The organism is Dickeya sp. ws52 (assembly GCF_007210685.1).
GTDB classification, from domain to species: Bacteria; Pseudomonadota; Gammaproteobacteria; order Enterobacterales; family Enterobacteriaceae; genus Dickeya; species Dickeya chrysanthemi.
In genome coordinates, this window is the sequence record NZ_SZVX01000021.1 from 15,949 (window position 1) to 29,078 (window position 13,130).

12 protein-coding genes and 2 tRNA genes are annotated in these 13,130 nt (G+C 49.0%); 3 read left to right on the forward strand and 11 right to left on the reverse strand.

What is annotated here, in order from left to right; genetic code table 11:
* The first annotated feature begins 135 nt into the window (after window positions 1-135).
* Window positions 136-930 (forward strand): inner membrane protein YpjD, encoded by a 795-nt coding sequence (locus FDP13_RS17770; RefSeq protein ID WP_033577840.1) that lies wholly within the window; start codon window positions 136-138, stop codon window positions 928-930.
* A 98-nt stretch (window positions 931-1,028) separates the two neighbouring features.
* On the opposite strand, the gene luxS is transcribed toward FDP13_RS17770, so the two are convergent.
* The 11 genes from luxS to pncC form a co-directional block, all read right to left on the reverse strand.
* A complete protein-coding gene (gene luxS, locus FDP13_RS17775) occupies window positions 1,029-1,544 on the reverse strand; it encodes an S-ribosylhomocysteine lyase (protein WP_033577839.1) in 516 nt (171 codons plus the stop codon).
* A 168-nt stretch (window positions 1,545-1,712) separates the two neighbouring features.
* On the reverse strand, window positions 1,713-3,263 hold the full coding sequence (gene gshA / locus FDP13_RS17780; RefSeq protein WP_143840045.1) for a glutamate--cysteine ligase: 1,551 nt from the start codon (window positions 3,261-3,263) through the stop codon (window positions 1,713-1,715).
* Between the two features lie 70 nt (window positions 3,264-3,333).
* Window positions 3,334-3,762, reverse strand: a complete 429-nt coding sequence (locus FDP13_RS17785; protein ID WP_143840046.1) for a YqaA family protein — start codon at window positions 3,760-3,762, stop codon at window positions 3,334-3,336.
* Entirely contained in the window at window positions 3,759-4,325 is a 567-nt protein-coding gene (gene yqaB, locus FDP13_RS17790) for a fructose-1-phosphate/6-phosphogluconate phosphatase (protein ID WP_012768736.1), read from the reverse strand. Before yqaB ends, FDP13_RS17785 begins: the two co-directional genes overlap by 4 nt.
* A gap of 179 nt (window positions 4,326-4,504) precedes the next feature.
* Window positions 4,505-4,581: transfer RNA gene (locus FDP13_RS17795), tRNA-Arg, on the reverse strand.
* A gap of 7 nt (window positions 4,582-4,588) precedes the next feature.
* A tRNA-Ser gene (locus tag FDP13_RS17800) sits at window positions 4,589-4,681 on the reverse strand.
* Window positions 4,682-4,984: 303 nt separating this feature from the next.
* A complete protein-coding gene (csrA, locus tag FDP13_RS17805) occupies window positions 4,985-5,170 on the reverse strand; it encodes a carbon storage regulator CsrA (RefSeq protein ID WP_005972168.1) in 186 nt (61 codons plus the stop codon).
* A gap of 322 nt (window positions 5,171-5,492) precedes the next feature.
* Window positions 5,493-8,120 (reverse strand): alanine--tRNA ligase, encoded by a 2,628-nt coding sequence (gene alaS / locus FDP13_RS17810; RefSeq protein ID WP_143840047.1) that lies wholly within the window; start codon window positions 8,118-8,120, stop codon window positions 5,493-5,495.
* Between the two features lie 137 nt (window positions 8,121-8,257).
* The gene (gene recX, locus FDP13_RS17815; RefSeq protein WP_033577835.1) at window positions 8,258-8,746 is read right to left on the reverse strand and encodes a recombination regulator RecX; all 489 of its coding nucleotides are present in this window, start codon (window positions 8,744-8,746) and stop codon (window positions 8,258-8,260) included.
* 42 nt (window positions 8,747-8,788) lie between these two features.
* Window positions 8,789-9,865, reverse strand: coding sequence for a recombinase RecA (gene recA, locus FDP13_RS17820; RefSeq protein ID WP_027711179.1), 1,077 nt, complete (start codon window positions 9,863-9,865; stop codon window positions 8,789-8,791).
* Window positions 9,866-9,974: 109 nt separating this feature from the next.
* On the reverse strand, window positions 9,975-10,463 hold the full coding sequence (pncC, locus tag FDP13_RS17825; protein ID WP_143840048.1) for a nicotinamide-nucleotide amidase: 489 nt from the start codon (window positions 10,461-10,463) through the stop codon (window positions 9,975-9,977).
* Between the two features lie 267 nt (window positions 10,464-10,730).
* On the opposite strand from pncC, the gene FDP13_RS17830 reads away from it, so the two are divergent.
* Both FDP13_RS17830 and FDP13_RS17835 read left to right on the forward strand, forming a co-directional pair.
* A complete protein-coding gene (locus FDP13_RS17830; protein ID WP_143840049.1) occupies window positions 10,731-11,201 on the forward strand; it encodes a GNAT family N-acetyltransferase in 471 nt (156 codons plus the stop codon).
* 1,417 nt (window positions 11,202-12,618) lie between these two features.
* Window positions 12,619-13,074 carry an SRPBCC family protein gene (locus FDP13_RS17835; protein ID WP_012768730.1) on the forward strand — a complete coding sequence of 152 codons (456 nt, stop codon included), beginning with the start codon at window positions 12,619-12,621 and terminating at the stop codon, window positions 13,072-13,074.
* The last annotated feature ends 56 nt before the right edge of the window (window positions 13,075-13,130 follow it).

Below are 13,130 nucleotides of genomic sequence, written 5' to 3' on the forward strand. Positions count from 1 at the left end.
GCGAATGGCGAAGAGTATAACACGAAAGCCAGACCAATCTGCGTGCGACGGCACGGATAACTGGTTGGTGACGGTGGCGACTCCGGCTATACTGACCTTTCATTTTACTCAGTTGATATCGAATAACCCATCGCTATGTCTGTGTTCGCCATTGTAGCTTTAGCGGCCTATTTCCTCAGTCTGGGCTTGATTATTCCCAGTCTGGTGCGAAAAAACGGAACCTACCGCCGTCTGGCAGTAGTATCCGCCACGATCGCCCTGGTCTGCCATGCAGTGGCCTTGTATCAGCGTATTTTCGATGTGCAGGCCGGTCAAAACCTGAGCCTGTTAAATATTGGCTCTCTGATAAGCCTGATTATCTGTACCGTAATGACCGTTGTGGCATCGCGCAATCGCGGCTGGTTCCTGTTGCCTATCGTCTATACCTTTGCCTTCATTAATCTGGCGTTTGCCAGCTTTATGCCCGGCGAATTTATCACCCACCTCGAAGCGATGCCGGGCTTGATGGTACACATCGGTCTGGCGCTGTTTGCTTATGCCACACTGATGATCGCCGCGTTGTATGCGCTGCAACTGGCGTTGCTGGATTACATGCTGAAAACCAAGAAACTGGGTTTTGCCGCCGACATGCCGCCATTACTGGGTATCGAGCGCAAGATGTTCCACATCACCCAGGTTGGCGTCATTTTATTAACGTTGACGCTATGCACCGGGCTAATCTATATGAATGACTTGCTCAGCAATAAAGAGAATCTGCATAAAGCGCTGTTCTCGCTGCTGGCATGGTTTGTTTACATTCTTCTGCTTTGGGGACACTACCATGAAGGCTGGCGCGGACGACGGATTGTCTGGTTCAACCTTATCGGCGCGTTGCTGCTGACGCTTTCCTACTTTGGCAGCCGGGTAATCCAGAACTTCCTGGCCCAATGACGATCGCTATCTCTCGCCTGGAATACTGCGGACACAAAAGCGGACACAAAAAAAGAGAGCGAAGCTCTCTTTTTTTACAGCGATAGGCTTTACGTTGCTTAGATGTGCAACTCAGCCAGTTTGTCTTTCGGCAAGGCCAAATCGTCGTTTTTATTAACGAGAACATCACTATCTAAAATATGGCGAGCAATATCCTGCGCTTCAGTCAGGGAATGCATCTCATACGTACCGCACTGATATTCGTTCAGCTCTGGAATTTTACGCTGATCAGTGACGTTCAGGACATCAGCCATCGCCGCTTTCCAGGCATCGGCAACGCGTTGCTCTTCCGGCGTACCAATCAAGCTCATGTAGAAGCCGGTACGGCACCCCATAGGAGAGATATCAATAATTTCCACACCCTCTCCGTTGAGGTGATCACGCATAAAGCCGGCAAACAAATGCTCCAGCGTATGAATACCGCGTTCAGGCATGATCTCATAGTTAGGACGACAGAAACGCAGATCAAACACGGTAATCGTATCACCATGAGGGGTTGTCATGGTTTTGGCCACTCGAACAGCAGGTGCAGCCATACGAGTATGATCGACAGTAAAACTATCCAGTAATGGCATATTGCCACCTCCTCATGAAAAATTTATTTCTCGTTTCCAGGAAACTTTTTTTACCGATACCGGTCATAACATATGAAAGACGCGCATTTATTATCATCATCCCTATTATCAGAGATGTTTCTTTAGCCACCCGGTGACAATCGGGTGGCATTTTCTTTTATATCGCATTCACTGCCCGGCCAGATAAGCCTCAAAACTCAATGTATCCTCAGATTCGAGCTGACGCTGGTGCTGCCATGAACGTTCACACTCCAGGGCAAATTGAGTTTCAGACAGTACCTCCAGGGGCTCTTGCAGCAGTTGTTTGCGGTATTGTTCAGATAGCTGAAGACCGACGCCACCGCTGCCATGTTCCAGCATCATCGCCAGAATACGGGCCGAGAAGGTTTTTTCCGGATCATAAAATCCTTCAACCAACTGGTCACAAACCTGCTGATAATACGGCTTCGCCTGTCCCTGATCCAACAATTCTGCAACACGCCTTAAGTCAGCAAATAGCGCTCGGCCAACCTCAGCAATAGGCTGACGTGCCGTATCACACCCCATTCCTATCGTCTGCCCCGGTTTGCGCCCTTCTAAAATGACCTGGTTCCAGTTTTTACGTGTACACAGCAATTCGGCTTCGCTCATTTCCGGCGCATCGGCCAGCGCGCACCAGATAAGGAACAGATCAAGGAACCGAACCTGCTCAGCGCTGACACCCGTAGCCGAAAATGGATTGATATCCAGCGAGCGTACTTCAATATACTCAATACCGCCGCGCAGCAGCGCATCAGAAGGCGATTCGCCTGGGCGGGTCACTCGCTTGGGACGAATCGGCGCATACAATTCATTTTCAATCTGCAACACGTTGGTATTCAACTGCAGATAACGTCCATCGTTCTTGAGACCAATGTTGGCATACTCTTCTGAAGGCGTACGTATCGCTTTTTTCAGTGCCGAAACATAACCTTCCAGACTATTGAAGGTAATCCCAAGATTGCTCTGCGACTTATTGGTATACCCCAAATCGCTCAAGCGTAACGATGTCGCATACGGCAGATAAAGCATTCCTTTAGAACGCTCAAACGGCAGGTGAGTTTCTTTCCCTTGCAGGAAAGAAGAACAGATGGCGGGAGAGGCCCCAAATAGATAGGGAATGACCCAGCCAAAGCGGTAGTAATTACGAATCAGTTGAAAATAACCGGCGGAAATGACTTCCTTGCCGGTGATGGCATCACTAATACCGTCACGGGTTTGCCAAAATGCTAACGGCAGTGAAAAATTATAATGCACACCAGAAATGGTCTGCATCAATGCTCCGTAGCGATTCTTCAAGCCTTCGCGGTACAGCGTTTTGAAGCGGCCAATGTTCGATGAACCATACTGCGCCAGTTCGATATCCTGCTCTGCTCCGATAAAGCAAGGCATACTCAACGGCCACATACGCTCATCACCCAAATGACGCGAGACATAGCGATGAATATCACGCAAAAAGGTGAGAAGGTGATCGACATCCTTATCAACCGGCGTAATGAACTCCAGTAGCGCCTCAGCAAAATCCGTCGTAATCCAGGGGTGGGTTAGCGCAGCCCCCAGTTTCTCCGGGTGCCCAGTAGTCGCGAGATGCCCATTTGCCATCACACGCAGTGTTTCACGCTCAATACCACGCTGGATCCCTGCTACAGACTGAGGATTTTTTTCCAGCCAGGACAGCGCCTTTGATACGTCCGGGATCAAATTGACCTCCCGCTATGAAGATGTAGTTATGTTAATTAAGGTATATGGGGGCAACTATCGTCATTACAACTCACCCGGCTCCCATCGTCCATTTCAGCGTCACACCTGTGATTATCAGGTAACGCACCGCTTTTCCGATAAAAATACAGATTATTGAACTGGCCCACGGCATCCTCAGCCATCCGGCCAGTACACACAATATATCGCCGACTACCGGCACCCAGCTAAACAAGAGTGCAGCCGTACCATAACGCTGCAGCCAGTAACGTGCAGTGTTTAATCCTTTTTGCAGCTTAATTTCAGGCGCCAGACGCCCAATAATAATATTGGTCATTCCCCCTAGCGTATTGCCGATAGAGGCAATAAAAACCAGCAATAGCGGGCTGGCGCTGTGGGTTAATAATAACGACACCAGAACAACTTCCGAACTGCCCGGCAACAACGTAGCACTCAGGAAACTGCTCCAGAACAAAGAAAATACTGCCCAGAACTCACTCACAATGTTCTGACGTCAACCACTGCCATACCGGCACTGGTAGCTGCCTGGATGCCAAAATCAGCATCCTCGAACACAATACAATGCTCAGGAACCACCTGGATTAATGCGGCACAACGCAGAAACGTATCAGGAAATGGCTTATGGCGTTGTACATCGTCGGCACCGACTAATGCAGAAAAATACTCACGTAAGCCGAGATGGCGTAACAAACGCTCCGCCAGGCCGTGTGTACTTCCCGTACCAACAGCCATCGGTCGACGGCCATGGTATGCCTTGACCACCTCGATCAAGGGCAACGGTTGTACCGTATCCATTAGCATGGTTTCAGTCAGAGAGGCTTTTTCTGCCGCCAGCACATGAGGATCAAGATCAGACTGGTGCTGATTGATAATGACCTCGGCAATACGCCAGGTCGGTGCACCATTCAGTGCGGCCATGGCATCGCTGTCATAACTCATACCGTACCTTGCCAGCACCTGCAGCCAGGCCTTGCTATGGGTTGGTTCCGTATCAAGAATGGTGCCATCCATGTCAAATATGAGGCCTTGATAGCGATCGTACATCATGATTCCGTACCCATCGAAAAGAGACGATTACTTTAGCGCAAAGTAAAAACGTTGTCGCTTACTCAATAAGCTTATAAAAAACAGTGAAATAGATTTACAACACCGCAGGAATACGCGAGTTTCTGTAGCAGATTGATTAACAGTGAATGAAGATGAAGAAGATATGACAATAAGAATGGTGCATCCGGGAGGATTCGAACCTCCGACCGCTCGGTTCGTAGCCGAGTACTCTATCCAGCTGAGCTACGGATGCATATTAATGGCGGTGAGGGAGGGATTCGAACCCTCGATGCAGCTTTTGACCGCATACTCCCTTAGCAGGGGAGCGCCTTCAGCCTCTCGGCCACCTCACCTTGCCGACTTGTAATCACTGAATTTTTTCTCATTCAGCGCTCACCTGTCTGCGTGGCGCACATATTACTTTCCCGGTCTTATAAGTCAAACAATTTTTCCGATATCAGTTCCGTTTGAACACTTCGCACCCAACCAGAACAGATTAACAACAAAAAGCATGTTTTATCGCCAATAAAACAACCAGTTATTCCCATTCACAACAACAAACATCAGGGCAACCATTTACTGGCAGAAAACAGAAACACGGGAGCAGATAAAAAATACGAACAACAGCGCCTCGCCGATACGAGACGCTATTCAATTCAGTAGGAGGTAGGCTGAGACTTCTCTGCCTGAATACGCTGGTAAATCTCTTCACGATGTACAGATACTTCTTTCGGTGCATTCACACCGATACGGACCTGATTGCCCTTTACTCCTAGTACGGTAACCGTGACCTCATCGCCGATCATGAGGGTTTCGCCAACTCGACGAGTTAAAATAAGCATTCTTTGCTCCTTGAAAGATTATAAAGAGTCAGGTCTCTCTGTTCTCCCGTCATTATCCATCATGGTTAGGGAAGACGTAAACCTGGATGACGAAAATGTCTCATCATCGCACTCATTGTTTGTTACTAGTGTTCAGTTTAGTCGATATAAGACAGCTTGCGCTTTTTGTTATCACAACCAGACATCGCGTTAAAGGCCATCTACGACACGCCACAGATGGCCTATTCATCAGTCTTGTTTGCGGCAATCCTTACCGCAAGCCAAAAACGCCAAAACTACGCTTAGTCATGACGTTTTTGCCTAGATAACACGTATTTAGTATTTATAGCTTATCAACCACCCAGGCTTCAATGCTGGTCAGCGCCGATGGCAACGCATCAACATCACTACCGCCTGCCTGAGCCATATCCGGACGTCCCCCGCCCTTGCCACCGACCTGGTTTGCCACAAAACCAACCAACTCACCCGCTTTGACGCGATCGGTCAATTCTTTGGTTACACCCGCGATCAAGCTGACCTTGCCGTCAGCTACCGTCGATAGCACGATCACCGCGGAACCCAGTTGGTTCTTCAGATCATCAACCATCGTGCGCAGCAGTTTAGGTTCAACGTTGTTTAGCTGCGTCACCAGCAGTTTTACGCCGTTGATATCTTTTGCCTTGCCAGACAATGAAGAGCTTTCCTGAGCGGCTTGTTGTTCCTTCAACTGCTGCAATTCTTTTTCCAGCCCACGAGTACGCTCCAGCAAAGAACGGACTTTATCGGCCAGATTGTTGCTATCCCCCTTCACCAACTGTGTTACTTCATGCAGCACATCACTTTGCTGGTGTAAGGCAACAATGGCATTCTCGCCGGTCACAGCCTCAATACGGCGAACACCGGCAGCCGTACCTGATTCAGACACAATCAGGAACAGACCGATATCGCCAGTACGACGGGCATGTGTACCGCCACACAACTCAATGGAAAAATCACCCATTGATAACACACGAACCTGCTCGTCGTATTTCTCGCCAAAGAGCGCCATTGCACCTTTCGCTCTGGCCGCATCCAGCGCCATTACGTCTGTGTCTACCGGCAAATTGCGACGAATCTGGGTATTGACGATATCTTCTACCTGACGAATCTGCTCCGGTTTCATCGCTTCCGGATGAGAGAAGTCAAAACGCAGGTAGTTGTCATTGACCAAAGAGCCTTTCTGCGCCACATGGTCGCCCAAGACCTGACGCAAAGCGGCGTGCAGCAGATGGGTCGCAGAGTGGTTCAAACGAATACGATCGCGGCGAACATGATCCACTGCCGCATCCACCTTGTCGTTGACCCGCAAAACGCCCTGAACCAATGAACCGACATGCCCGATAGCCTGACCATATTTCTGCGCGTCGACAACAGAAAAACGAGCGGCGGCCGAAACCAACGTCCCCTGGTCGCCAACCTGTCCACCCGATTCACCATAGAACGGTGTCTCGCTCAGGATCACAACCGCATCGTCACCCGCCTGAATTTCCTGCACGGATTCACCCTGACGGTAAATCGCCACAACCGTAGACTGCTGTTCGGTACGCTCATAGCCACAGAACGTTGTCGACTCATCGACCCGAATCAGGCTGTTGTAATCAGCACCGAAACCGCTGGCATCACGCGCACGCTGGCGTTGAGCTTCCATCGCACGCTCAAAACCGGCCTCATCAACTTTCAGATTACGCTCACGGCAAACATCCGCCGTCAAATCAACCGGGAAACCATAGGTATCATAGAGGCGGAATGCCGCTTCACCACTCAACGTATCGCCCTTAAGCTGCTTAATCTCTTCATCCAGTAACAGCAAGCCGCGCTCCAGCGTGCGGGCGAACTGCTCTTCTTCGTTCTTAAGCGCTTGTTCAACCAGGCTCTGCTGGCGTTTCAGTTCTTCGGCGGCAGACCCCATAACATCAATCAGCGGCCCCACCAGCTTATAGAAAAAGGTTTCCTTCGCACCCAGCATATTACCGTGGCGAATAGCGCGGCGGATAATGCGACGCAATACATAACCGCGGTTTTCATTCGACGGCATCACGCCATCTGCGATCAGAAACGCGCAAGAACGGATGTGGTCGGCGATAACGCGTAACGATTTATTGTTCAGATCATCGGTTCCTACCACACGGGCGGCTTCAGCAATCAACGTACTGAACAAATCGATGTCGTAGTTGGAATTGACATGTTGCAGAACTGCGGAAATACGTTCCAGTCCCATGCCGGTATCAACCGAGGGTTTCGGCAACGGCAGCATTGTACCGTCAGCCTGTCGGTTGAACTGCATGAATACCAGGTTCCAAATCTCAATATAGCGATCACCGTCTTCTTCCGGGCTTCCTGGAGGTCCGCCCCAGATGTGATCGCCATGATCGTAGAAAATTTCAGAGCACGGACCACAAGGGCCGGTATCACCCATTTGCCAGAAGTTATCCGACGCATACGGCGCACCTTTATTGTCCCCGATGCGGATGATACGCTCGTGCGGCACACCTACCTCATTAGCCCAAATGTCATAGGCTTCATCATCGGTGGCATAAACCGTGACCCATAATTTTTCCTTGGGCAACCCAAACCATTCAGAGCTGGTTAACAGTTCCCAGGCATAAATAATGGCGTCGCGTTTAAAATAATCACCGAAGCTGAAGTTACCCAGCATTTCGAAGAAGGTGTGATGGCGCGCAGTGTAACCCACATTTTCCAGATCGTTATGTTTACCGCCGGCACGGACACAACGTTGAGACGTCGTAGCGCGTACATAGTTACGTTTATCCAGCCCCAGGAACACATCCTTGAACTGGTTCATCCCGGCATTGGTAAACAGCAGCGTGGGGTCATTGTTTGGCACCAGTGAACTACTGGCGACAACCTGATGTCCTTTACTATGGAAAAAGTCGAGAAACGCTTGACGGATCTCAGCGGTGCTCTTGCTCATAATTGTCCTGAAATCAAGCTAAAAGAACAGTCGCGGGCAAGGTGGGTGCAACATACGGACGTGACCGAGCCAAACGCGAACAAAAAAGTGGGAATAAGATAAATTTTCTTCGGGGGGAAGTAAAATCCCGTATGCGTTCAATCGGAAAAATTCATATATACCGACTGAATTTCGTCGTGGGAAAAGCCGCGATAAAGCAAATAGCGCTGAACTTTGGCTCGCTCCTGCCAATTCGTCGGCAAAGGGGAGCCGAATTTACGGTCCGCGACGGTCTTCGCCTGCGAATACCAGTCAATATCACAAGATTGAAGCGCCATACGCTGGATGGATTTATCAATGCCGCGCTGGCTGAGTTCGACACAGATACGCTGAGAACCGTATCCTTTACGACAGCGACTGCTGATATAACGCTGGGCATAGCGCCCATCATCCAGCCACCCTTGTTGTTTGCAGCTTGCTATCGCCTGCTCGATTTGGGTATGAATTTCGGATGGCGCAGAACAGGCATCTGCACCATCACACTCAGGATTTGCTTGCAAATACATCGCAATCTTGCGACGTAATTCCATTTCACTGTGATCCCGTACAGCCAGCACATTCATTACATAGCGGAGTATGTTAGGCATACCTGTTATCCTGAGAATATGCTGCCTGCACAACGCCGACGATTAAAAATCGTCGTTAAGTTCACCTGCCGCAGCTTCGTCGTACTCTGCGCTTTCACCACTGATAGTCGGCACCGCGTCATTGTCTTTATGCAACAGTGATTCGCGCAACTTCTTATCCAGCTCAGCGGAAATAGCCGGATTTTCTTTCAGGAAATTACAGGCATTCGCCTTACCCTGACCAATCTTGTCGCCGTTATAGCTGTACCAGGCGCCAGCTTTCTCAATCAGTTTGTATTTGACGCCCAGGTCTACCAACTCACCGAAGGTATTAATCCCTTCACCATACAGAATCTGGAACTCGGCCTGTTTGAACGGAGCAGCCACTTTGTTCTTCACAACCTTAACCCGGGTTTCACTCCCGACGACTTCTTCACCTTCCTTGATTGAACCGATACGACGAATATCGAGACGGACGGAAGCATAGAATTTCAGGGCATTACCACCGGTTGTGGTCTCCGGGTTACCGAACATCACGCCAATTTTCATACGGATCTGGTTGATGAAAATCAGCAGGGTATTAGATTGCTTCAGGTTACCAGCCAATTTACGCATCGCCTGGCTCATCATGCGCGCAGCCAGCCCCATGTGTGAATCACCGATCTCCCCTTCGATCTCTGCTTTTGGAGTCAAAGCAGCGACAGAGTCGACGATAATCACATCCACGGCACCGGAACGAGCCAGCGCATCACAAATTTCCAGCGCTTGTTCGCCGGTATCGGGCTGGGAACACAGCAGATTATCGATATCAACGCCCAGTTTCTTGGCGTAGATAGGGTCCAGAGCATGTTCCGCATCGATGAATGCACAGGTTTTTCCTTCACGCTGCGCTGCGGCAATAACCTGCAATGTCAGCGTCGTTTTACCGGAAGATTCCGGACCATAGATTTCGACAATACGCCCCATTGGCAGACCGCCAACACCCAGTGCGATATCGAGCGACAAGGAGCCAGTGGAGATCGTTTCAACATCCATTGAGCGATCTTCGCCCAAACGCATGATAGAACCTTTACCGAATTGTTTTTCGATCTGGCCCAGCGCCGCCGCCAGTGCCTTTTGTTTGTTCTCATCAATAGCCATTTTTACTCCTGTCGCGCAGCCTGCCGCTGCCTCTACGCCGTTGCTTATTCATGATTCACCGAACCGATGCACGCATTATACTGTATACTCATACAGCATCAAGCCCATTTTATAAAAATCTCTCCAGCAGCGTCTGCAGAGCAAAAGCGACGGCCTGCAGACGAACGTCGCGGCGATCACCCTCAAACTGCATACGCAGGGCTGCACGGTTGCCCGCTTTATCACAAAAACCGAACCATACGGTACCGACCGGTTTATCTGGCGATCCCCCGTCGGGCCCTGCAATCCCGCTGACGGATACGGCGATATCCGCACCGGCGCGACTCAGCGCCCCCGTTGCCATTTCAGCGACCACTTCGCGGCTCACCGCACCAAACTCGGCCAGCGTCTTTTCCTGTACGCCGATAAGCATTTGCTTCGCCTGATTACTGTAAGTAACAAAGCCATAATCAAACCATGCCGAGCTTCCCGCGACATCGGTAATAGCCTTTGCCAGCCAGCCACCGGTGCAAGATTCAGCACAGGTTATTTTTGCCTGATGCGCCTTCAGGCGCTCGCCTAACTGTTCGCTCAGTCGCAATATGTCTGTTTCTGTCATTACGGTATCCCGTTTTATCTATCGCACCTCATTTATCACCGCTCAATAGTAATGGTCGCCGTCTTCCTCGGGGTAGTATTTTTCCTTTCTCCACGTTCTTGCATCACAGGAATGCGAAGTCGCACGCAACATAACGCAACAGACTGTCGTATTATCGTCATCGTATCGGTATATGCTCGACACACAATAATAACGGTGATAGCGTTTTTTACGACATGCATGCCCCGCCTCGGGGCTTTTTTATTGGTACAACTGCAGAACACCGCAATGATTATTCGTAAGCTCTCCCCCGACGACCTTGCTGAATTGCGGCGTATCAGGCTGGAAGGCCTGCTGAACGCAGCTCACGCTTTCGGCAGCAATTGGCAAAAAGAGCAGGCCGAACCCGATAGCCTGTTCCTGGCCCGACTGGAACATAACCATATATGGGGCGTGTTTACGTCTGGTTATGCATTAGGCGGCATTGCCGCTTACAGCGTAAACGATGATGAAGAAGGCACGATCTGGGGTGTTTACGTTGCCGAATCGCTACGCGGCACCGGTGCGTCTTACCAGCTAATGAGTGCATTGATTAATGACGCTCGTCTTCGCTTATCCCGCCTGACATTGACCGTCATGAATAATAATGCTCCGGCAATACAGCTTTACCGACACCTGGGGTTTGTACACAAGGCCGCTCCTCCGTCATCGTCGGCAGGCGATAGTGCACTTCAACAATGGTATTTGAAGCTAAAATAATGCAGGCCTGTCAGTTGAACCGACAGGCCTGATGGGAACGGAATCCCAGAAGGAAATAACACTCTTGGGATCGAAACCAATTATGTCTGCTTTATTTATCGGAAATAAACACATTAACATCACCTCTGATGAAAAATACTTTTACTTCCCTGCATGATTGTACCCTGCTAAATTATTTAAATTGCGAATCGAACCGATGATACTAAAAAAAAGCCCACCGACAGGTGGGCGAAGCTATTGATTTTCTCAACAGCAAGGGTTTAGTAGTACTGGCACGACAGTTGTCCATTGACTGCCTGGTTATAAATTAGCTTTCTTTTCTTAAAATAACCTTAGTTTTATCACCGCTAACGAAATTTAATTAAAAACACTATGATGAAATCACATTTATACCCAAAATAATTCGAGTTGCAGGACAAAACGCGCTGCGTTTTGAACAACGCAACGCGTTGGCCCGTCAGGGCAAGGCCCCGGGATGGGCCGAGTAATAAAGCCAACATACTTGCAACGTGAAGTATGACGGGTATATCACTCTCAAAAAAAAGCCCACCATCAAGGTGGGCAAAAAACACTATTCTCTGGCATGAAGCATCCTGAAGACACAGGTTGGCGGTTTTCCTCCGCCTGAAAAAAATTCTACGACATTAATATTAAGCCAACATTAGGAAAACCAAAAAATACCTAAATCATTAAAATTTTTTGGAGAACAGTGTTTCATTTTGTGGAAATGAAACACACAGCGAATAAACAATATGCACTCTTACGAATTAACAGTCCAGACGCATAAAAAGGAAAGCCCACCGAGTGGTGGGCAAAAGGAACATCTTTATAATAAATAAAACCCTGGTGTTTGGCACTACAATGAGATTGACTGAAAACAAAATTACACCAGAGAGATTAAATCAACCTTAAAAAAACGAATGTAATCTATTTTTTCTGTGATAATGACGACAGAAAAAAATCAAACACAAATAATAATACTTGCCGTGACCATCATAATAAACAAAAAGCCCATCAGAAAGATGGGCTAAAAAAGAATGAACATCGAAAATAAAATTCCTTACTCTAATAACATGGCACAGCAGTCAATTAACACTAAGTTAAAGTGTAACAGAAACCCGCCAGACTGCCCAAAAATCAGCCATTATTCTTTGTTTTTGTGAATGTGCGCATTCTCCCGGATGCACCAGTGCCCCCTATCCTGCAGCCTGAGCAGATTTTTATTTCCTCGCATTTGCAGGTTTCCACGGCCATCACGTACACTCGCCAGAAGAGATAACGATACCTCGCGCCACAATCGGCTGCAGATAAACGTTCAGTACCGTAATGACTAACGGCAATAGCGGGGTATTGTCTGTTGCATTCGGCATTAAAGGGAGAAGACAACGTGCCATCATCATTTTTACGCGGACCTGGCATGATGGATAGCCACACCGATCGGCTTAGCAGTTCGTTGATCATTCACCGATCGGCTGACGTGCTATTTGATTTGTGGCGTAACCCCCAAACATTGCCCGTATTGATGAACCATGTCGCCCATATTGACATCATTAACCGTACGGATTCTTTATGGAGAATGAAAGCCCCCTTCGGCCAGTATATCGAATGGAAGGCACGCATCGAGGATGAACAGCCGGGCGAGTTTATCTACTGGCGTTCATTGCCGGGCGCCAGAATTCCTAATGAAGGCAGTCTCTCGTTTCGGCCGCTCCCAAACAGCGAGAGTACCGAAGTCACCCTCAGCATTCGGTTCAATCCTCCCGGCGGTATTCTGGGAAGAACTCTCAGCCAGGTGTTTCAACTGCTACCTAAAGAGATGTTAAACAAGACGTTACTGCGTTTTAAACAGATGGCGGAACATCCTGAATCTTAGCTCCGGCACATAAAAAAACGGGCGGCAGGAAAGCCCTACCGCCCGTCGTCGTTATA

Coding starts and splice junctions, on each gene's coding strand:
- FDP13_RS17770 (WP_033577840.1), top strand. CDS start 136: ATGTCTGTGTTCGCCATTGTAGCTTTAGCGGCCTATTTCCTCAGTCTG.
- luxS (WP_033577839.1), bottom strand. CDS start 1,544: ATGCCATTACTGGATAGTTTTACTGTCGATCATACTCGTATGGCTGCA.
- yqaB (WP_012768736.1), bottom strand. CDS start 4,325: ATGTACGATCGCTATCAAGGCCTCATATTTGACATGGATGGCACCATT.
- csrA (WP_005972168.1), bottom strand. CDS start 5,170: ATGCTTATTTTAACTCGTCGAGTTGGCGAAACCCTCATGATCGGCGAT.
- alaS (WP_143840047.1), bottom strand. CDS start 8,120: ATGAGCAAGAGCACCGCTGAGATCCGTCAAGCGTTTCTCGACTTTTTC.
- recX (WP_033577835.1), bottom strand. CDS start 8,746: ATGCCTAACATACTCCGCTATGTAATGAATGTGCTGGCTGTACGGGAT.
- recA (WP_027711179.1), bottom strand. CDS start 9,865: ATGGCTATTGATGAGAACAAACAAAAGGCACTGGCGGCGGCGCTGGGC.
- pncC (WP_143840048.1), bottom strand. CDS start 10,463: ATGACAGAAACAGACATATTGCGACTGAGCGAACAGTTAGGCGAGCGC.
- FDP13_RS17830 (WP_143840049.1), top strand. CDS start 10,731: ATGATTATTCGTAAGCTCTCCCCCGACGACCTTGCTGAATTGCGGCGT.
- FDP13_RS17835 (WP_012768730.1), top strand. CDS start 12,619: ATGATGGATAGCCACACCGATCGGCTTAGCAGTTCGTTGATCATTCAC.